General features: G+C 61.1%; 19 protein-coding genes and 1 tRNA gene. 16 read left to right on the top strand and 4 right to left on the bottom strand.

Features of this window, described 5'->3' with window-relative positions:
- The first annotated feature begins 11 nt into the window (after positions 1–11).
- The 5 genes from BM269_RS16330 to BM269_RS16310 all read left to right on the top strand — a co-directional run bounded on the left by BM269_RS16330 (position 12) and on the right by BM269_RS16310 (position 6176).
- A complete protein-coding gene (locus BM269_RS16330; protein ID WP_090438880.1) occupies positions 12–1073 on the top strand; it encodes an ABC transporter ATP-binding protein in 1062 nt (353 codons plus the stop codon).
- Positions 1074–1337: 264 nt separating this feature from the next.
- Positions 1338–3224 (top strand): MFS transporter, encoded by a 1887-nt coding sequence (locus tag BM269_RS16325; protein WP_090438877.1) that lies wholly within the window; start codon positions 1338–1340, stop codon positions 3222–3224.
- A gap of 118 nt (positions 3225–3342) precedes the next feature.
- Positions 3343–4062: a hypothetical protein gene (locus BM269_RS16320; RefSeq protein ID WP_090438873.1), complete on the top strand. Its 720-nt coding sequence runs from the start codon at positions 3343–3345 to the stop codon at positions 4060–4062.
- Positions 4063–4282: 220 nt separating this feature from the next.
- Positions 4283–5674 carry a reverse transcriptase family protein gene (locus tag BM269_RS16315; protein WP_139232762.1) on the top strand — a complete coding sequence of 464 codons (1392 nt, stop codon included), beginning with the start codon at positions 4283–4285 and terminating at the stop codon, positions 5672–5674.
- A gap of 40 nt (positions 5675–5714) precedes the next feature.
- Positions 5715–6176, top strand: coding sequence for a YaiI/YqxD family protein (locus tag BM269_RS16310; RefSeq protein ID WP_090438867.1), 462 nt, complete (start codon positions 5715–5717; stop codon positions 6174–6176).
- On the opposite strand, the gene BM269_RS16305 is transcribed toward BM269_RS16310, so the two are convergent.
- Positions 6173–6442, bottom strand: a complete 270-nt coding sequence (locus BM269_RS16305; RefSeq protein ID WP_090439491.1) for a hypothetical protein — start codon at positions 6440–6442, stop codon at positions 6173–6175. The two genes, BM269_RS16310 and BM269_RS16305, sit on opposite strands and share 4 nt — an antisense overlap.
- Positions 6443–6511: 69 nt before the next feature.
- On the bottom strand, positions 6512–6937 hold the full coding sequence (locus BM269_RS16300; RefSeq protein ID WP_090438865.1) for a hypothetical protein: 426 nt from the start codon (positions 6935–6937) through the stop codon (positions 6512–6514).
- A 170-nt stretch (positions 6938–7107) separates the two neighbouring features.
- On the opposite strand from BM269_RS16300, the gene BM269_RS16295 reads away from it, so the two are divergent.
- Genes BM269_RS16295 through BM269_RS16285 form a run of 3 tightly spaced genes read left to right on the top strand, consistent with a single transcriptional unit; the run spans position 7108 to position 12838 of the window.
- A complete protein-coding gene (locus BM269_RS16295; protein WP_139232761.1) occupies positions 7108–8295 on the top strand; it encodes an efflux RND transporter periplasmic adaptor subunit in 1188 nt (395 codons plus the stop codon).
- 15 nt (positions 8296–8310) lie between these two features.
- Entirely contained in the window at positions 8311–11451 is a 3141-nt protein-coding gene (locus BM269_RS16290) for an efflux RND transporter permease subunit (protein WP_090438862.1), read from the top strand.
- Between the two features lies 1 nt (position 11452).
- Positions 11453–12838, top strand: a complete 1386-nt coding sequence (locus BM269_RS16285) for an efflux transporter outer membrane subunit (RefSeq protein ID WP_090438859.1) — start codon at positions 11453–11455, stop codon at positions 12836–12838.
- A gap of 7 nt (positions 12839–12845) precedes the next feature.
- Here BM269_RS16285 and BM269_RS16280 read toward each other — a convergent pair whose 3' ends face one another.
- Positions 12846–13343: a GNAT family N-acetyltransferase gene (locus tag BM269_RS16280; RefSeq protein ID WP_139232760.1), complete on the bottom strand. Its 498-nt coding sequence runs from the start codon at positions 13341–13343 to the stop codon at positions 12846–12848.
- 93 nt (positions 13344–13436) lie between these two features.
- On the opposite strand from BM269_RS16280, the gene BM269_RS16275 reads away from it, so the two are divergent.
- Positions 13437–14042 (top strand): TetR/AcrR family transcriptional regulator, encoded by a 606-nt coding sequence (locus BM269_RS16275; protein ID WP_090438853.1) that lies wholly within the window; start codon positions 13437–13439, stop codon positions 14040–14042.
- An 11-nt stretch (positions 14043–14053) separates the two neighbouring features.
- On the top strand, positions 14054–14761 hold the full coding sequence (locus BM269_RS16270) for a fumarylacetoacetate hydrolase family protein (protein ID WP_090438850.1): 708 nt from the start codon (positions 14054–14056) through the stop codon (positions 14759–14761).
- A 59-nt stretch (positions 14762–14820) separates the two neighbouring features.
- On the opposite strand, the gene BM269_RS16265 is transcribed toward BM269_RS16270, so the two are convergent.
- The gene (locus tag BM269_RS16265) at positions 14821–15660 is read right to left on the bottom strand and encodes an SIR2 family NAD-dependent protein deacylase (RefSeq protein WP_090438847.1); all 840 of its coding nucleotides are present in this window, start codon (positions 15658–15660) and stop codon (positions 14821–14823) included.
- A 64-nt stretch (positions 15661–15724) separates the two neighbouring features.
- On the opposite strand from BM269_RS16265, the gene BM269_RS16260 reads away from it, so the two are divergent.
- The 6 genes from BM269_RS16260 (at position 15725) to BM269_RS29465 (ending at position 20295) form a co-directional block, all read left to right on the top strand.
- Positions 15725–15801 (top strand) — tRNA-Pro (locus tag BM269_RS16260).
- 147 nt (positions 15802–15948) lie between these two features.
- On the top strand, positions 15949–16278 hold the full coding sequence (locus BM269_RS29835; RefSeq protein WP_229204680.1) for a DUF5710 domain-containing protein: 330 nt from the start codon (positions 15949–15951) through the stop codon (positions 16276–16278).
- 200 nt (positions 16279–16478) lie between these two features.
- On the top strand, positions 16479–17054 hold the full coding sequence (locus tag BM269_RS16250; RefSeq protein WP_090438843.1) for a dihydrofolate reductase family protein: 576 nt from the start codon (positions 16479–16481) through the stop codon (positions 17052–17054).
- A gap of 133 nt (positions 17055–17187) precedes the next feature.
- Positions 17188–19302, top strand: a complete 2115-nt coding sequence (locus BM269_RS16245) for a hypothetical protein (protein WP_090438840.1) — start codon at positions 17188–17190, stop codon at positions 19300–19302.
- 151 nt (positions 19303–19453) lie between these two features.
- Complete coding sequence (locus BM269_RS16240) at positions 19454–19858, top strand: VOC family protein (RefSeq protein WP_090438837.1); 405 nt, start codon at positions 19454–19456, stop codon at positions 19856–19858.
- Between the two features lie 290 nt (positions 19859–20148).
- Positions 20149–20295 (top strand): hypothetical protein, encoded by a 147-nt coding sequence (locus BM269_RS29465; RefSeq protein ID WP_170860396.1) that lies wholly within the window; start codon positions 20149–20151, stop codon positions 20293–20295.
- Positions 20296–20376: the final 81 nt, after the last annotated feature.

Below are 20376 nucleotides of genomic sequence, written 5' to 3'. Positions count from 1 at the left end.
GAGACCTCACAATGAACGAACTGTCCGTCGAAGACCTGCACCTGGATTACGGCACCGGCACCCATGCCAACCCGATCCTGAAGGGCGTGTCGATGCATCTGCAGAAGGGCGAAGTGGTGGCGCTGCTGGGCCCCTCGGGCAGCGGCAAGACCACGCTGCTGCGCGCCGTCGCCGGCCTGGAAAGCCCGCGCCTGGGCTGCATCGACATCGGCGAGCGCCGCGTGTTCGATGGCGGCAAAGGCTTTGAAATGCCGGCGGAACAGCGCAACCTGGGCCTGGTGTTCCAGTCCTATGCGCTGTGGCCGCACAAGACCGTGTCGGAGAACGTGGCCTACGGCCTGAAGCTGCGCAAGATGAACAAGGAAGAAATCGGCCGCCGCGTGACCGAGGTGCTGAAGCAGCTCGGACTGGGCCACCTGGGCGAACGCTTCCCGCACCAGTTGTCGGGCGGCCAGCAACAGCGCGTGGCGATTGCCCGCGCGCTGGTGTACAACCCGCCGGTGATCCTGCTGGACGAGCCGCTGTCCAACCTGGACGCGAAGCTGCGCGAAGAGGCGCGCGCCTTCCTGCGCGAACTGATCGTGCGTCTTGGCCTGTCGGCGCTGATGGTGACGCACGACCAGGATGAGGCGATGGCGATCTCCGACCGTATTCTGCTGCTCAATAATGGCAAGATCGAGCAGCAGGGCACGCCGCAGTCGATGTACGAAACGCCGGAAACCTTGTTTACCGCTGAATTCATGGGCAGCAACAATCGCCTGCCCGGCACGCTGGTTTCGCGCGAAGGCGACAGCATGCTGATCGACGTGGCCGGCAACCAACTGCAGGCCACGGCGCGCGGCAAAGGCGGCGATTCGATTGCACCGCTGATCCGCGTTGAAGAGGTGCGCGTGCATGGCAGCCAGGTCGAGAACTCGCTGCAGCTCGCCCTGGTCACCTGCATGTACCTGGGCGACCGCTGGGAATGCCTGTTCAAACGAGGCGATATCAGCGTGCGCGCCCATTCCAAGTACCGCCTGCAGGACGGCCAGTATTGGCTGCAACTGCCGGCCGACAAGCTGTGGGTCTTCTGACCCGCCACCGTTGCTTCCTCCAAGCTTTAGCGGCCGGCTTGCTGGCCGCTTTTTTTTGCAGGTGGCTTGATGCGCCGTTGCCGTGGCTGACAGGTCCACTGTTTGCCAGCGCTGCGTTGCGCTTCGCAGGCGCCGTGCTCCGGCTGCTACGCATGTGATGCAGCTGTCGTAAAGTATTGAATTCCGATACTTTGGCAAGTCGGGTTGAGAGCTTGCGCAATGTGCTGTATGTTGTCGATATTTTCACTATTCCCGTGACGCAACATGAGCCATCCCAGCCAGTTCGATCTCCTGAAGCAGCGCCGTTTCGCACCGTTTTTCTGGACCCAGTTTCTCGGCGCGTTTAACGACAACCTGTTCAAAACCGCCCTGATCGTGGCGCTGGCGTTCGAGGCATCCAATTGGACCACCCTGGATCCTTCGCTGGTCACCAACCTGGTACCTGGCCTGTTCATCCTGCCCTACGTGTTGTTCTCGGCCACCTCCGGCCAGATCGCCGAAAAAGTAGAGAAGGGCAAGCTGGCGCGCTTTATTAAGTGGCTGGAGATCGGCATCATGGGCGTGGCGGCCATCGGCTGGTTCAGCCACACGCTGGTCCTGTTGATGATCGCCGTCTTCGGCATGGGCATGCACTCGACCCTGTTTGGCCCTGTCAAATACGCTTATATGCCGCAGCACCTGAAGCCGGAAGAACTCACCGGCGGCAACGGCATCGTTGAAATGGGCACTTTCGTCGGCATCCTGCTTGGCCAGGTGTTCGGCGCGATCATCGTCAACCACAAGCCGGACGGCATTACCTGGCTGGCTGTCGCCACGGTGTTCTTTGCGATTGTCGGCCTGGTCACTGCGCACGGCATTCCGAAAACGCCGGCACCGCAGCCCGACCTGAAAGTAAACTGGAACCCCTTCACCGAATCGATCCGCAACCTGCGTTTCTCGGCCGGCAACCGTTCCGTTTTCCTCTCGATGCTTGGCAACTCCTGGTTCTGGTTCTACGGCGCGATCGTGCTGGCCCAGTTCCCGGTATACGCCAAGGATTACCTGAAAGGCGACAACAGTGTCTTCGTGCTGCTGCTGACGATGTTCTCGCTGGGTATCGGCGCCGGCTCGCTGCTGTGCGAAAAGCTCTCCGGCCGCAAGGTGGAAATCGGCCTGGTGCCGTTCGGCTCCATCGGCCTGTCGGTGTTCGGCATCGACCTGTACCTGGCAAGCCAGGGCTACGGCGCGCCCGGCGAAGTGAATGCCTATGCCATGGCGATGCTGCCTGGCGCATGGCGCATCATCTTCGACGTGGTGATGATCGGCGTGTTCGGCGGCTTCTTCATCGTCCCACTGTTCGCGCTGATCCAGTTGCGCGCCGACCCGCAGCACCTGTCGCGCACCATTGCCGGCATGAATATCATGAACGCGCTGTTCATGGTGGTGGCAACCGGCGTGGCAATCGTGCTGCTGGGCCAGGGCTTCACTATTCCCGAAGTTTTCCTGGCCACCGCGATCATGAACGCTATCGTGGCGGTGTACATCTTCTCGCTGGTGCCTGAATTCCTGATGCGCTTCCTGGCGTGGCTCCTGATCCATACCGTGCACAACGTGAAGACAGTCGACGCCCATCGCATTCCCGAAGAGGGTGGCGCTGTCCTGGTGTGCAACCACGTCAGCTATGTCGACGCGCTCGTGATCGTGGCCGCCAGCCCGCGCCCGATCCGCTTCGTGATGGACCACCGTATTTTCAAGACTCCGTTCTTCGGCTGGATCTTCCGTACCGCCAAGGCGATTCCGATTGCGCCTGCCAAGGAAGACCCATGGCTGATGGAGAAGGCCTTTGTCGATATCGCGCAAGCACTGCATGAGGGCGAGCTGGTTTGCATATTCCCGGAAGGTAAGCTGACCAGCACCGGCGAGATGAATGAGTTCAAGGGTGGCATCAGCAAGATCATCGAGCGCACCCAAGTGCCAGTGATCCCAATGGCGCTGCGCGGCCTGTGGGGTCACCTGCTTAGCCGCAGCAAGGACGGCCTGCTGGAACGCGCCTTCCGCAAAGGCTTCCGTTCGCACCTCTCGCTGGCGGTTGGCCAACCAGTCGAACCTACGGAAGTGAGCCCGGAACTGCTGTATCGCCAGGTAGCAGAACTGCGCGGTGACTGGAAGTAGAAAAATGTAGTCAATGGTCTGGGAGGGCTACATACCTCTACATACAAAGGCGCCATCCCGGCGCCTTTGGTCCTTTTTACAATTGGTTTTCCAAAAACTTTTGTGAGAAGGGCAGTCAATGAAAACAATCCTGAAAACCGGCGTCTCCGTCGCCATGCTGTCTGTGCTGGCCGCGTGCGGTGGTGGCAACGAGACCGACAAAGGGCCCAAGCAGGTCTCGGCGACGGTGGACTTCGACAAGGATGGCGTTACCGGCTGGACCGGCAGTTCCTCCGATTACACGCCGGAGACCGCGCCGACCAATGTCGTATTCGAGCAGCGCTCCCTGCCTGCCCCGCTGACCGGCAAGGGCTACCTGGTTGGCGGCACCAATCGCAGCGACGACCTGTTCCTGTTCGTGAAGAAGCAGTTCTTCGGACTGGAAAAGAACACCACTTACAACATCAATTTCTCGCTCAAGCTTGCCAGCAACGCGCAGACCGGTTGTATGGGTGTGGGCGGCGCGCCGGGCGAAGCCGTGTGGGTTTTTGCAGGCGCCACCGCCACGGAACCAAAAGCAATGACAGTCAATAATGAGATTCGCATGAACATCGATCGCGGCAACCAGGGTGGTGGCGGCAAGGATGCGCAGGTGATCGGTAATATTGCCAATGGCCAGGCTTGCGGTACTGCGGTGTCGTATGCCAGCAAGACCGTGAAGAGCGAAAAGGCCCAGAAGGTGACGACCGATGCGAATGGCGCGGTGTGGATTATCCTGGGCATCGATTCCGGCTTCGAGTCGTATTCGCAGGTGTTCCTGCAAAGCGTGCAGCTCGACGCGACTCCAGTGACGCAGTAATCGTCACGATGTTGACCTTCAAGCAAATTTAACCTACTGTGTCGGCGGGGCGGAACCGCCAAGCCGGCCTGTCTTTGCCTCGTGCAGGGACAGCCTCTGCGGGGTTACCCCGCGGGATGTTTGATGTTCTGCATTTCGCCGCATGAGCCGCATTGCGTTCCCACGCATAGTCCGCTCACGCATCACGAGACTCGTTGACGGCTCTCCGCTCCTTCTATTCATGAATATCGAAAAACTTACCGCGCTGGCCCTTGCCGACACGATGCTGGCCACGGATGGCAGCCAGGAGAACCTGATCGCGGCGTGTACCCGGGTTTTCGATGCAGCGCAGCCATGGGCGCCCGGCGTCTGCATGGCGCTCATCTCGCGCACGGGCGAGAACTTCCATTACTTCAGCCGGCACGAGTTGGCGGACCTCCTTTGGGAGCTGCTCGGTCGTGGCTGCGTCGACCTTGATGAAGATGATGAGGGCGAGGACGATGACGGCGACGAAGGCGACGAAGGCGACGAGCCACCTTTCGTCGAGCTGCCGGACGTTCGGCGCTACTGCCTCGACCAGCCCATACGCCCGCCAAAGCCGGCATGGCTGGCCGCACTCGCGCTGCCGGAGCTGCCGACAGCCGGAGACCTGGCCGCATGGTTGAATGAGCCGGTGGGTGCATTGCGTTGGTTTGCCGACCAATGGCGCATCGCACGCGACGAACAATCAAGCCTCCAGCATTACCACTATCGCTGGGTGCCAAAGCGCAGCGGTGGGCTGCGCTTGATCGAAATTCCCAAGGAACGCCTGCGCCGTATCCAGCAAAAAATCCTGCGCCAGATCCTGGACCTGGTGCCGCCGCATGCATCCGCGCATGGCTTCAGGCGCGGGCACTCCTGCGTCACGCACGCCGCGCGGCACACGGGCCGGCACGCCGTCATCCGCATGGACCTGAAGGATTTCTTCCCAAGCATTCAGCACTCTCGCATCCAGGCGCTGTTTGAAAAGCTCGGCTACCCGCAGAGCGTGGCCGGAACGCTTGCGCGCATCTGCGTCAACCGCGCGCCCCATGGACTGTTCCGCGACAAGCAGGCAGGCGGTTCCTTGTCCTGGCCTGAACGCCAGGCCCTGAAATCGCCGCACCTGCCGCAAGGCTCACCGTGCTCGCCCGCGCTGGCCAACCTGTGTGCTTACCGGCTCGACATGCGGCTCGATTCGCTGGCGCGTTCGCTTGGCGCGACGTACAGCCGGTATGCCGACGACCTGGCCTTTTCGGGAGGGGACGCGTTTGCGCGCTCCGCCGAGCGCTTCCACATCCAGGTGGCGGCGATTGCGCTCGAAGAGGGCTTCCGTGTGAACACCCGCAAAACCCGGCTGATGCGTGGAGCGACGCGGCAGCAAGTGACGGGCATCGTCGTCAATGCTCATCCGAATATCGCGCGCGACGAGTACGACAAACTTAAAGCCACGCTGACGAATTGCGTGCGCCATGGCCCGGAATCCCAGAACCGGGAGAACCATCCCAACTTCCAGGCATACCTCGCAGGCAGGATTTCGTATGTTGCGATGGTCAATTCGGACCGCGCAGCCAAGCTGCAGCGGCTGTTGGGGAATATAGTTTGGCCAACTTGATTACAATGTCTGATTCTTTTATTCGTATTCGATGTAATTCATGCACATTTGGGTAGATGCGGACGCCTGTCCCGCTGTAGTCAAGGACATCCTGTTCCGCGTAGCGGAGCGTACGCAGATCAGCGTCACGCTGGTGGCGAACCAGTTGATCCGTGTTCCGGGCTCGCGCTTTATTCGCGCTCTGCAAGTTCCGGCGGGTGCCGATGCAGCCGATGCGGAAATCGTCGAGCGTGTCAGCGCCGGCGATATTGTCGTTACCGCTGATATCCCGCTGGCCTCCCTGGTGTTGGAGAAGGGCGGCCTTCCGCTCAATCCCCGCGGCGAGTGGTACACCAAAGACACCATCGCGCAGCAGCTGACGATGCGGGCGTTCATGGAAGAATTGCGCGGCGCCGGTGTCGACACCGGCGGGCCCGCCGCGTTCAGTCAAGGCGACCGGCAGAACTTTGCCAATGCTCTTGATCGCGAGCTGGCGCGTAGAAAGCATTTTCGGCCTGGTTAAGGCGCGTCGAGACCCTTGGCAAGAACATCGGCGACGGCAGTATTCAGGTCAACCCCGCGTTCGCTTGCTACCGCGTGCAAGCGTTTCACCAGATCGCTATTGAGTTTGACTGCGAATGGTACCAGGCCAAGTGCCTGATCGCGTTTGCGTTGTTCGCGCTTGTCGATGGCAGGACCGGCGGATGCACCAAACGAAGCGGCTCCCGGCGCCACCATCTTGCCCATCAGCTTCTTCGCGTCGTTCTTCGCCAAGTCTGTTTTCTTCACATCGTTCTCCAAATCAAAGGCTCCATTCTACGCGTTCGGCCACACTGCGAATTTTCCGGAAGTCCTTGCTTAGCGTATCTTAAGTGTTGAAACGGCCAGGTTTCCCGCGGCACGGCGCCGAGCGATGTTTTCCACTTCATCGGCAATCTCTTGAGGGCGAGGCCATTCGTTGCACGCAATCGTGTTCTGATCCAGGAAGTCCTGTGCGGCGCGCAGGAGGTATTGGGTCTCCGCGATCACGTGGTTCGCGTGCCAGGAAACAATGTCAATCTCCGCTTTTGCCCGCGCCAAGCTATTCACCACCTGTAGCGCGTCTTCAAAATAGTTCGTCGTGCCGACGGCATTTCGCGCAGCGAGCACCATGGCGTATTGTGCGGCGCAGGTCCAGGCGGTCGTCCCGGCGCCGCGGGAGATATCGACGAAATTGCAGACCTCCTGCCATGTAGCGCAGGCGCTTAATTCCGGTACAAGCGTAGTGTGAGGCAGCGGTTTCATTTGAAGGTCCCGAAAAAGCGGGGCGGCGCTCCAACCGCCCGCAGCCAGGATTATGCCTGCGCCTCCGATGATCCGACATCTCCGTAGAATTACTGACCAATGGGTCAGAGTTCCAAATCATGTTAGAATGATCGTTCATTCTAAGTCTTTCTGGAAAAAAGATGAAAAACATGCAAAAGAATTTAATGCTGCTGGGTGCCGCTGCTGCGGTAGTCGCAACGGTCGCCGGTTGCGGCGGCAAACAGGCTGGTCCAGCCCAGGGCGGCGCCCAGCAGGCGCCCGAAGTGGCGGTGTTCACCGTGGCGCCGCAAGCGCTGGCCATGAGCACCGAGCTGCCAGGCCGCACCGCGGCCTACCAGGTTGCCGAAGTGCGGCCGCAGGTTGGCGGCTTGATCCAGAAGCGCCTGTTCACTGAAGGCGGCGACGTCAAGGCCGGCGTCCAGCTTTACCAGATCGATGCCGCGACCTACGAGGCGGCCTTTAATTCCGCCAAGGCCAACCTGGCCAAGGCCAAAGCCAACCTGGCTGCCGCCGCTCCGAAAGTCGCCCGCTATAAAGAGCTGGTGGCAATCGAAGGCGTGAGCCGCCAGGATTACGACGATGCCGTCGCCGCCCACGAACAGGCCAAGGCCGAAGTGGAAGCCGCACAAGCTGCTGTCGATTCGGCGCGCATCAATGTCGATTACGCCAAGGTGGCGTCGCCGATCTCCGGCCGCATCAGCCGCTCGAATGTAACGCCAGGTGCACTGGTGACTGCCGGCCAGGCCACTGCACTGACCACCGTGCAGCAACTGGACCCGATGTATGTCGACGTCACCCAGTCCAGCGAAGAGCTGCTGCGCCTGAAGCGCGAAATGGATAGCGGCTCGCTCAAGAAAGCCAACGGCCAGGCCGCAGTGACGTTGCTGCTGGCTGACGGCAGCAAATACGCGCTGCCGGGCAAGCTGCAGTTCTCCGACGTGAGCGTTGATCCGGGCACCGGCAACGTCACCCTGCGCGCGCTGTTCCCGAACCCGAAGCATGACCTGCTGCCCGGTATGTTTGTGCGCGCGGTGCTGGAAACCGGCGTCAGCGAGCAAGCCATCGCGGTGCCGCAAATGGGCGTGACCCGCAACCCGAAAGGCGAGGCCACGGCCTTGGTGCTGAACAAGGAAGGCAAGGTTGAACAGCGCCTGCTGCAGACCGGCGGCACGATCGGCGACAAATGGCTGGTGAAGTCCGGCCTGGTAGCGGGCGATCGCGTCATCGTTGAAGGCCTGCAGAAAGTGAAGCCTGGTGCGCCGGCCGTCGTGGCCAAGAATACCACCGGTTCGACCACCACCGCAGCTGCCGACAAGCCGGCCATCGCGGCGCGCTAAGCGGAGGTTTCCATCATGTCCCGCTTCTTTATCAACCGCCCCATTTTCGCCTGGGTTCTCGCCATCGTTGTGATGCTGGCGGGTGTGATGGCGATCAAGGGGCTGCCAATTTCGCAGTACCCAAGTATTGCCCCGCCATCGATCTCGATCACCGGTTCCTATCCGGGCGCGTCGGCCAAGACGGTGGAAGACGCCGTCACCCAGATCATCGAACAGAAGATGAAGGGCATCGACGGCTTGCGTTATATGTCGTCGAACAGCGATTCGACCGGCGGCATCAACATTACGTTGACCTTCAACAGCGGCACCAATCCGGACATCGCACAGGTGCAGGTGCAGAACAAGCTGCAGCTGGCAACGCCGCTGCTGCCTGGCGCAGTGACCCAGCAAGGCCTGGTGGTGTCGAAAGCGACCCGCAACTTCCTGCTGGTGCTGGGCTTCGTCTCTGAAGACGGCAAGATGAAGCAGTCCGACCTGGGCGACTATGTGGCCGCCAACGTGATCGACCCGCTAAGCCGTGTGCAAGGCGTGGGCGACGTGACCTTGTTCGGTTCGCAGTACGCGATGCGTATCTGGCTTGACCCGCAGAAGCTGCAAGGCTTCCAGCTCACCCCAGCGGACGTGACGGCAGCCATCCAGGCGCAGAATGCCGAGGTCTCGGCCGGTGAACTGGGCGGCGCGCCTGCCATGCCGGACCAGCAACTGAACGCCACCGTGACGGCGCAAAGCCGCCTGCAGACGCCGGAGCAGTTTGGCGCCATCCTGCTGAAAACCACGGCCAGCGGCGCTACCGTGCACCTGCGCGACGTGGCGCGCATTGAACTGGGCAACGAAAACTACAACACCGTGGCGCGCTACAACGGCTCGCCGGCAGTGGGTGTGGCGATCAAGCTGGCTACCGGTGCGAACGCGCTGGATACCGCCGAAGCGGTGAAGAAGAAAATCGAAGTGATGGGCAAGCAGTTCCCGCAAGGGATGAAGGCCGCAGTGGCTTTCGACACCACGCCTTTCGTCGAGCTGTCTATCGAAGAAGTGGTCAAGACCCTGGTTGAAGCGGTGATCCTGGTGTTCATCGTGATGTACGTCTTCCTGCAGAACTTCCGCGCCACCCTGATCCCGACCCTTGCGGTACCGGTGGTGCTGCTTGGTACTTTCGGCGTGCTGTTCTCGCTCGGTTACTCGATCAATACCCTGACCATGTTCGCCATGGTACTTGCCATCGGCCTGCTGGTGGACGATGCCATCGTGGTGGTGGAGAACGTTGAGCGTGTGATGACGGAGGAGGGCTTGTCGCCGAAAGAGGCGACCATCAAGTCCATGGGCCAGATCTCCGGCGCGCTGGTAGGTATCGCGCTGGTGCTGTCCGCCGTGTTCGTGCCGATGGCTTTCTTCGGTGGTTCGACTGGCGTGATCTACCGCCAGTTCTCGGTGACCATCGTGTCTGCCATGGTGCTGTCGGTGCTGGTGGCAATGGTGTTCACCCCGGCGCTGTGCGCGACTTTCCTGAAACCCGGCTCCCACGTTTCCGAGAAGGGCTTCTTCGCCTGGTTCAACCGCAGCTTCGACCGCAGCAGCACCAAGTACCAGGGCTGGGTCGGCAAAATGATCTCGCGCAGCGGGCGCTCCTTGCTGGTGTATGGCGCACTGCTGGCAGTGCTGGCCGTGTCCTTTATGCGCCTGCCGACTTCCTTCCTGCCGGAGGAAGACCAGGGCGTGCTGTTCTCGATGGTGCAGTTGCCAACCGGCGCCACCCAGCAGCGCACCCTGAAAGTGCTGGAGAAGCTGGAACACCACTTCCTGGAAGATGAAAAAGCTTCGGTGGCTTCCGTGTTCACCGTGGCGGGCTTCAGCTTTGCCGGTAACGGCCAGAACGCCGGCCTGGCCTTTGTGCGGCTGAAGGACTGGTCCGAGCGCAAGAGTCCGGACCAGAAGGTGAAAGCGATTGCCGGCCGTGCCATGGGCACCTTCTCGCAAATCCGCGAAGCGATGGTGTTCGCCTTTGCTCCGCCAGCAGTGATGGAACTTGGTAACGCCAGCGGCTTCGACCTGCAACTGCAGGACCAGGGCGGCGTCGGCCACGAGGCGCTGATGGCTGCGCGTAACCAGCTGCTCGGCATGGCCGCCAAGAATCCTCTGCTGATGGCAGTGCGCCCCAACGGCCAGGAAGATACCCCGCAGTTCAAGCTGGATATCGACCAGCAGAAAGCCACTGCGCTGGGCCTGTCCGTGGCGGACGTGAACCGCGTATTGAGCGTGGGCTGGGGCTCCTCCTACGTGAACGACTTCGTCGACCGTGGCCGCGTCAAGCGCGTCTACCTGCAAGGCACGCCGGAGTCGCGCATGGCCCCGGAAGACCTGAACAAGTGGTCCGTGCGCAATGCGCAGGGCGAGATGGTGCCGTTTTCCGCTTTCGCCTCCGGCCGCTGGATCTACGCTTCGCCGCGGCTGGAACGTTATAACGGCGTGCCGTCGATGAACGTGCAGGGCATGCCGGCACCTGGCGTCAGCTCCGGTGTGGCCATGGCTGAAATGGAGAAGCTGGTGGCGCAACTGCCGGCAGGTATCGGCTTCGAATGGACCGGCCTGTCGGTGGAAGAACGCGACTCCGGTTCGCAGACCACGGTGCTGTACACCATCTCCGTGCTGATCGTATTCCTGTGCCTGGCCGCGCTGTATGAAAGCTGGTCGGTGCCGTTCTCGGTGCTGCTGGTGGTGCCGCTCGGCGTGATCGGCACCGTGCTGGCCACCTGGGGCTTCCACCTGGCCAACGACGTGTACTTCCAGGTTGGCCTGCTGACCGTGGTCGGCCTGTCGGCGAAGAACGCGATCCTGATCGTGGAATTCGCCAAGGAACTGCAGGAAAAAGGCATCGAACTGCGTGAAGCCACGCTGCAGGCAGTCAAGCTGCGCCTGCGCCCGATCCTGATGACGTCCATCGCCTTCGGCCTCGGCGTACTGCCGCTGGCGCTGGCAAGCGGTGCAGGTTCCGGCAGCCAGAACGCGATCGGCGTGGGCGTGCTGGGCGGCATGCTGACCGCTACTTTCCTCGGCATCTTCTTTGTGCCGGTGTTCTTCGTGGTGGTGCGTGCATGGATAGGTCGCCGGACCTCCAAGGCCGCACCTGCCGCACCGGCCCTCGCTTCGGAGGCGAACTGATATGAACAAGACTCTCTTTACCCTGGCAGCGGCAGCCTTGCTGGCCGGCTGCAGCCTGGCGCCGACCTACCAGCGTCCTGATTCGCCGGTGGCGGCGGCCTGGCCGCAGGGCGAGGCATACAAGCCGGCCAATACGGCGGCCGATGCCAAGCCAGCCAGCGAAATCGCCTGGCAAGACTTCATCGGCGACCAGCAACTGCGCGAAGTCGTTGAGCTGGCGTTGAAGAACAACCGCGACTTGCGCGTATCGGCGCTGAACATCGAGAAGGCGAGGGCGCAGTACGGAATCGACCGGTCCGCACAACTGCCCAAGGTGAACGCCCAAGTAGGCCAGAGCGCTGCCCGCGCACCTGGCGGCGACATCAGCCGCCAGTACACCGGCGGCCTGGCGATTCCGGCCTATGAGTTGGACCTGTTCGGCAAACTGCGCAACTCGTCGGAAGCGGGCTTGCAAACGTATCTTGGCACGCAGGAGGCGCAGCGCGCACAGCGCCTTAGCCTGGTGGCCGAAGTAGCCAGCACCTGGCTTGGCCTGGCTGCCGACAAGGAGCGCCTGCTGCTGGCGCAGGATACGCTGAAAAGCCAGCAGGTCACGTTTGAACTGAGCAAGCGCCGTTTCGAATCCGGCGCTACATCGGGCCTCGATATGTATGAAGCACAAACCAGTGTCGAAGCCGCGCGCAACGACATGGCCCTGTACACCGCCCAGGTAGCGGCCGGCGAGAACGCGCTGGCCCTGCTGGTCGGTACCCAAGTGCCGGCCAGCCTGCTGCCGCAAGCCTTGCCGAGCGCGGTGAGCACGCTGGCCGAACTGCCGGAAGGCGTGCCGTCCTCGGTGCTGCTGCAACGCCCGGACGTGCTGGAAGCCGAGCATACGCTGAGAGCCGCCAACGCCAACATCGGCGTGGCGCGCGCCGCCTTCTTCCCGAGCATCACGCTGACCGGCACGGCAGGCAGCGCAAGCAGCAGCCTCGGCAACCTGTTCAAGGCCGGCACCGGCGCATGGACCTTCTTGCCGCAACTGACGCTGCCGCTGTTCGATTCCGGCGCCAACAAAGCAAGGCTGGATATCGCCAAGGCGGACAACGGTATCGCCGTGGCGCGCTACGAAAAGGCGATCCAATCGGCTTTCCGTGAAGTGGCGGATGCGCTGGCGCAACGCGGTACGCTGGACGAGCGCGTGGAATCGCAGACGGCGCTGACCGAAGCGGCAAGCCGCAGCTATCGCATTCACGAGGCGCGTTACCAGAAAGGGGCGGAGTCTTACCTGAATGCCCTGGTGTCGCAGCGCACCCTCTACGCCGCGCAGCAAAGCCTGATCAGCGTGCGCCTGGCGAAGGCGACCAACCAGGTCACCCTGTACAAAGTGCTTGGTGGCTGGGCTTGATCCGGGTTTAGTCGATGCCGGCTGGCGGCATCCATTCCATGATGTTGTAGATGCCGTCTGCCGCCAGGATGTCGAAACCGCAGCGCAGCAGCAGGCGCTGCGCCGGACTACCCAGCGGAATGTTGATCAGCACCGGCAGTCGCAGGCGCTCGCCCTGGGCTTGCAGGCTGCGCAGCAGGCCAAGCCCGATGCCGCGATTGCGGTATTCGGGCAGCAGGCAAATATCGAGGATGCGCAATTCGTCCGGGCCGTAATCGACGTACAGGCGCCCGATCGGGCGTTCGCGATCCATGATCAGCGCCAGGTCGGCATTGGGGTAGCGGGTTTCATACCAGGTCTGCTGCGCCTTGAATTGCAAGCCTTGCAGCAGGGTTTCGGTGGCGAGGTCACAGCCCCCCATCCGAATTTCGGCGCTGCGCGTGCTGGAATAAAGCTGCTGCATGAACGCCAGGTCGCCCGCTTCGGCGGGCCGCATCTCAATCGAGCGAGAGGTACGGGAGGGCATATCACTCTTTCCTTTAAGAATGAAGTAACTGCCGTTCCATCATAGCACGTTGTAATTTGACAAAGCTCATTACCTTGGCCAGAGTTACGCCTTATGACTGAAAAACGCCACATTGATCCAGAGCGCGCCGCCAATCGCCGCCGCCAGGTACTGGACGCCGCCGCCACCTGTTTCCGCCGTAGCGGATTCCACGGCGCCAGCATGTCCGAGATATCCAAGACGGCCGGCATGAGCGCCGGCCATATCTATAACTACTTCGCCAGCAAAGACGCCATCATTGCCGCCTTCGTGGAAGAGAACGAAACGCGGGTGATGGACATCATCAGCGATATCGGCAGCCAGCCCGACCCGCTGCAGGCAATCATCGACGACGTGGCGCAAAGCGTCCGCGACAACCTCGACCCCGACCACTGGGCGCTGCCGCTGGAGATCGCCGCCGAAAGCGCCCGCAACCCGGCCATCGCCGCCCTGAGCCAGGAGGCCGACCGCCGCATGTGCGTGCGCTTTCTCGCCATGCTGAAGGCCGGCCGCGAGAAGCACGGCCTGGCTGCGGACGACGCCACTGTCGAAGGACGCATGCAAGCGGTGATCTGCCTGTATCAAGGCCTGCAATTGCGGGTGTTGAACTATCCCGGCCTGCCGGTCGACGAACTGGTTGCCTCCTTCCGCATTGCAATGAGGGCGCTTCTACTTACCTGAGGATCAAACGCATGGCCAATTACATTTTCCCACCACACCAGATTGCGGCACTCCACATCGCTGGAGCGGACGAACGCTTCCCGGTGCGCCGCGTCTATTGCGTAGGCCGCAATTACGCCGGGCACGCGCGCGAAATGGGTTCGGACCCGGATCGCGAACCGCCATTTTTCTTTTGCAAACCGGGCGATGCGGCAGCCGTGGTGCCGGTGGCGCCAGGCGCCGTGGCTGAACTGCCGTACCCGCCCCAGACCAGCAATTACCACTACGAGTGCGAACTGGTGGTGGCAATCGGTGCCGGCGGCAGCAATATTCCCGTGGCTGACGCCCCGAAGCACGTCTTCGGCTACGCCGTGGGCCTGGACATGACGCGCCGCGACCTGCAGGGCAAGATGAAGGATGCCGGGCGGCCGTGGGAAATCGGCAAGGCCTTCGACTATTCCGCGCCGGTAGGCGAATTGCTCCGTGCAGCCGACGCGCCAGGCATTGACAGTGCTGCCATTGCCGTGGCGCTGGATGGCAAGGTCAAGCAGTCCAGCAGCACCGACCACATGATCTGGTCGGTAGCCGAGACTATTGCCAACCTCTCCACGCTGTTCCGCCTCGAACCCGGCGACCTGGTTTTCACCGGCACGCCGGAGGGCGTCGGCGCCGTCACGCGCGGCCAGACGCTAATCGCCAGCGTCGAAGGCCTATCCAGCTTGTCGGTCACGTTCGTATAAACCGAAGAATCCAGGCGGGTCGGACCCTTTGGGTCTGAGCCTGCCGGTCTGAGCCAGGTTTACCGGTTTTGACCCAGCGCCGCAGAAATCGCAAGCAATCCCTCCAGCGCACCTGCGGCGATCCCCACGTCCTCTGCACCACCAACCGCATATTCGCGTGGATTAATGCGCACCATCCGCCCGCCCCGCAGCACCACGTTTTGCCCGAACTGCCGCACCGAAGGAATCGCCGTCCCCGCGCCTAGCTCAATCACCAGCGGCCGCCGCACGTTCGCCAGCCAACCCTCCAGCCGCCCCGCCTGCATCTCGCTGCGGCGCTCGATCCAGCCCCAATCGCCAAACATCAGGATATTCGGCCGCGCCAACCCGCCGCAATCGGGGCAGCGCGGCGGCTGATTGCGAAGGCGGCACGCGTCGCCGTCCACGTCCGGCACGAAATCGTCCGCAGGCCAGATATTGCCGCAACATGGCTCCAGGCATTGCAGATGATGGATCGAACCGTGGCATTCATAAATAGCGCGCGAATCGAAACCCGCCTTCTGGAACTGGCCGTCCACATTGCTGGTGAAGACGAAACTGGCATGTTCCATAGCTTCGCCCCATGCCTTCAGAAGCGCAAATCCTTCGTGCGGCACGGTCTCGCGATATAGCTTCAGGCGGTGGCCATAGAAACCCCAGGCGAGGGCCGGGTCTTCTTGGAAAGTGCGCGGCGACGCCACGCTGGTGAATTCCATGCGCGCGGGGGCCAAGGCAGGGTAAGCTTTCCAGAATCCCTCATTGCCGCGGAAGTCCGGCAAGCCCGAGTCGACGCCCATGCCGGCACCGGCAGCAATCACCAGTCCATCGGCTTGCGCAATGAGTTCGGCCGCACGTGCGGCCAGGTGTGGCTCGATCGTCATTCGTATAGTTTGAGGTAACTTTGACAAAACCACAAATTGCTCTGATATAATCTGAAACTCGAGTCGGGGCGTAGCGCAGCCTGGTAGCGTACTTGCATGGGGTGCAAGGGGTCGGAAGTTCGAATCTTCTCGCCCCGACCAATCAAATCAAAGGGTTACAGTTTTTGGACTGTAGCCCTTTTTTGTTTTTACGCGTCTGTGCCGTACTTTGCTTTCGCCCGAAACAACTGCGAAGGGACCTTATGAGCAGGTGCTACAATTTGTTGTCCACCATTTAACTGCAGAGATATGTACGACTCAGTGCCTTTTGATCCACCATACATACTTAAGATTAATAGCCAAGATGGTGATCGGTGGGTCGAAGTATGTAAGGACGGGACAGAAGTCCCATGCGAGGCACCCTTGCATTGGTCCTTGCATTCCAGTGAAGCAGCGGCGACATCGCCTTCTACTTCAACCACCTCCAAAAAGCCCCAGTTCACAGTTCTGAACGTGCCCTACGCCGAGAAGGATGAGGCCAAGAGACTGGGCGCGAAATGGGATCCCACTCGCAAGAAATGGTACGTTCCACAAGGTGTGAGTGCCGAGCCGTTCAGTCGCTGGATTTCGGGCAATTAGATCTACGGCAGCCCGCTCCCGGGCCAAGCCCCGTATTTGAAGATGCGCACACCCATTTCCCGCAGGCACAGCAAGACTGCCTACGCCAATTCTTCGTCATTAATCGGTAACGAACTCGCGATTTGTCGAATTTCATGACGCTGATCCGTCGTGCGAATAGGTGTGCACTTCAGGCGCGCTCAAACCGTACGGAGGACAAAATGAGGAAGATTATCGCTGCCTTGCAAGTCTCTCTTGATGGCTTCATCGAGGGCGAGGATGTAGAACTTGATTGGGTTGAAAGCTGGGGCGACTGCTTTGACCTGGCGCCGCGTATCGATGCCTGCCTGCTCGGTGCCCGCATGTACCCGGCGTATGAGGGGTATTGGACGGCCATTCTCGCCAACCCGGTAGCCGTGCTTGAGAACACCGGACGCCGGCCCGCTCCGGAAGAAATAGAGTACGCAGATTTCGCCGCGCGAACACCGCATTACGTACTGTCAAACAGCCTGGACGAGGTTGGATGGGCCCACACTACCATCCTGCATGACCTCAGCCAGGTGCGCGAATTGAAGCGGTCGGAGGGAAAGGCCATCCACGCAGTGGGCGGCGCCTCGTTGGTCTCCAGTTTGCTGAAAGCGGGTTTACTGGATGAGCTCCAACTGGTGGTTCATCCGGTACTGCTTGGAGCCGGCAAGCCACTGTTTGAACCGCTGCCTGAACGTCATTGGCTGCGCGCGAATGGGGTCAAACAACTGCCGGGCGGGCGCGTAAAGCTTGATTACCTGTGTAGCTGACGCAAAGAAAATAGGTGCTGCGCACCCGGCAAACTGGGTGCCAGTACCAATTCGTGCTTGTCCTCGCTTCCCTAAAGTGCATTGCATGCAGCGCCGCCTTGCTGTGCTGCAGATCACTTGAGCGAGGAACACCATGAGCAAGCAATCCCAAGTTTCAGCGAAACCGCTCGCCATCCAGGTTTCAACTGGCGAACGTCCGGAATTCAAACTGCCGCTCGCGGCCTATGTGTACGACAAGCGCGGACAGGAGATGCAGCGCATCGACATCCGCGACGGCAAGGTCGAGCTGCCCATGCCGCCGCGGGGCATGGGCGCTTCCCGGGTGCTCATCGCGCCCGTGAACGAACGCATCGACGCGGCCAAGCCCAGCGCCGATCGGCTGAAGCGTATGGGCGCGTACGAACCGGTACTGCAGCGTGAACGCGATTTCACGCGCATCGAGATCCCGGGCGCCATTATCGACTGGTGGCCGTTCTGCTTCTGCTGGGTGCATGGGAAGGTCGTGCGTCAATCCGACAACCGGGCGGTCTGCAATGCGCGCGTCCACATCTGTGAAGTCGACCGGATTCCGCTGTGGATCCTGAAGCTGCCGGATCCTGACATCTTCCGCCTGCGCGATGACCTGATCAAAGTACTGGAACGACCTCCGATCCCGCTTCCTGGTCCCGGCCCGCGCCGCGTGGCATTGCGCTTCGATCCGCAACCCGATCCGCCCGCCGCGATCGACATGTCTTTCGACCTGTCCCGCCACCTGCGCAGCGGTTCGGCCGAGCTGCTGCGCAATGCGCTGGCCGAGAACTGGAAATTGCTGGTGCCTTGGTTCTGCCACTGGCCACACTGGTGGTGGCTGTTCCGCTGCGACGAGATGGCCGTGGTCATGACCGACGAATTCGGCAATTTCGAGACCACGTTGTTCTATCGTTGCGGCGGCGACCATCCCGACCTGTATTTCTGGGTCGAGTATGACTTCGGCAACGGATTCGAGGTGATTTACCATCCGTCCAAGTACTGCCATACCTACTGGAACTACCAGTGTGGCAGCGAGGTCACGATTCGCATCACCGATCCGCGCGTGCCGGGCTGCGATGAGGAACCGGATCTGCCGGGATGCCAGGTTGTCGTGCTGTCGATCGGTAACGGCGTTGCAGTGCGCGAGATCCAGAGCGCTGGTGTGGAAGGCTTGACCAACGACGGCAGGCCATTCGGCGGTACCCTGGAGCCGCGCGTCGATTTCAGCCGCACCGAACTCATTTCCACGAAAGGTGTGCCGTACTACCGCTGGTCGTATCGCCGCCTGAGTGGACCGGACGGCGTGTCCGGCATGATCGCCCCGGGTTCGGAGCCGCTGCTGGCCGCGCCGAAAGCCATGGCGGCCGATGTGTATCGCCACTATAAGACAGGCACCAGCTATTCGTCGGACCTGATGGGGCCGATGCCGACCACCGGGCCAAGTCCTGCACCGTTGTCCAACCTGTTCCGCATCCGTCCTCCGGTGTCGCCATCGGGCGATGAATGGATTGTCCTGAACGAGCATGTCGACCTGGCGACGGCATACTTCCAGACGGATGGCCTGGCCGGGACGCCGAGCGGCATTCCGGTGTCCGACGACATGGCCGCGGGCCGCTACGAAATGCGGCTGGAACTGTTCGATGCGGCTGGGGCACTGGTGAATTGGACTGCAAAAGGCATCGACCTGCGCATCACCGCTGCCGACGCGCCGTTCGCCACCGGCACGGTGCCCACATTGCAGGCACCTGCCTATAACCGCATCCTGTCGCCAGGCGGTGACACGATGGGATTCCGGATGGTGGTCAGGGTGGACAACAACCGCTGCCAGGCGGAGGTGCATCCTGTCGGCGGCAGTGTCTCGCCTGACCCGCTGTGCGGCTTCCACAATTACAGCGATCCGGGTGACACCGCGCTGCTCTCGTTCACGGCGCGCCATCCGAACAACTTCGCCACCTATTCGTTCAGGACAGCGCGTGGTGCAGGCCCGGACCTGTTTGTGGCCAGCACCAGCGGTACGGTCGGCGATATGGGCAGCAACGGCTTCGTGCCGGCGGGTGCTTTCCAGTATGCGAAGCCGGTGGTCGTTTCCAGCCTGCTGGAGACGTGTCCGAATGCAGCGTTCTCCGAACTGCTGTATGTGAGTGCGACGGCGACCAATGGCTACGGCGAGCTGGATAGCTATGACCAGGGCGACCATGCGGCGTTCGCGTTGGCGATGCCTTGCCCGGCCTGCCATTGATGAAAAGGGGCGGCGGGCGCAGTCGATGTTGGCCGCCCGCCGGCCTCTTAAAGAAAGACTGAATTCTTTTGCCTTTGGTGTCGATTTCTGGAAAGCTGGCGCGTCGTAGGATTACAAACCACCCTGTTAATCCCTTTTTAGAGAGGCCAGCATGAACAAGCAAATCTTCGTCAACCTGCCAGTCAAGAACCTGGAAAAATCCAAGGCGTTCTTCGCCGCATTGGGCTACACCTTCAATCCGCAGTTCACCGATGAAAACGCAGCGAGCATGGTGATCCACGATGGCAGCATCTATGCGATGCTGCTGGTCGAGGACTTCTTCCGCACGTTCACCACGAAGCCGATCGCCAGTGCAAAAGAGGCGACCGAAGTGCTGGTCTGCCTGTCCTGCGAAAGCCGTGAAGAGGTGGATGAACTGGTACGGAAAGCGGTGGCTGCCGGCGGCAAGACGCCGCGCGAGCCGAAGGACTATGGCTTCATGTACGCCCACGGGTTCGAAGACTTGGACGGCCATATCTGGGAACTGATCTTCATGGCGGAGCAGCCACAACAGTAAAAGACTTCGCTGGGCCCCGGCCCCGAAAGCTGGCCTGCAGCTTTCGGGGTGCAGTGGGCAATAATCAGCTGCCTTGGCCTTGGCCGTAATTGGCAGCCTGGTTCTGCACCTGGCGTTTCAGCAACCTCAGCAATAAAAATTCTGGCACATGTGACAAAAGAATAGAATCCCGGCAAATTTCCACACTAAACTGATTAGTAGATAACTTTGGCCGGGAGATTATCGTGTTGTCCTCGTGGGTACGCTGGTTATTGATCGGAACTGTGGGACTTGGGATATCCATGTATGCCATGGATACCGTACGCGTGGCCTCAAGTTTGGCGGTGCCGCCGCCGGTGCAGGCCAAGGAATTACAGAAGAGTGGTAAGCAGCCTGCCAATGCCATTGCCAAGGCGTCCCAAATGGACAAGGTGGCGGACGCACTGGCGGGTAACTGATTACCAAAATACCCCGCGTCATGCCATTTGGCGGGCAAAATTTCATCAATGTACGCATAGAAATGTTTCCTTGAGGTAAGT

Origin of the sequence: Duganella sp. CF458, assembly GCF_900113115.1 — a bacterium.
Classification (GTDB): domain Bacteria; phylum Pseudomonadota; class Gammaproteobacteria; order Burkholderiales; family Burkholderiaceae_D; genus Rugamonas.
This window is presented reverse-complemented; position numbering and strand designations above follow the sequence as displayed.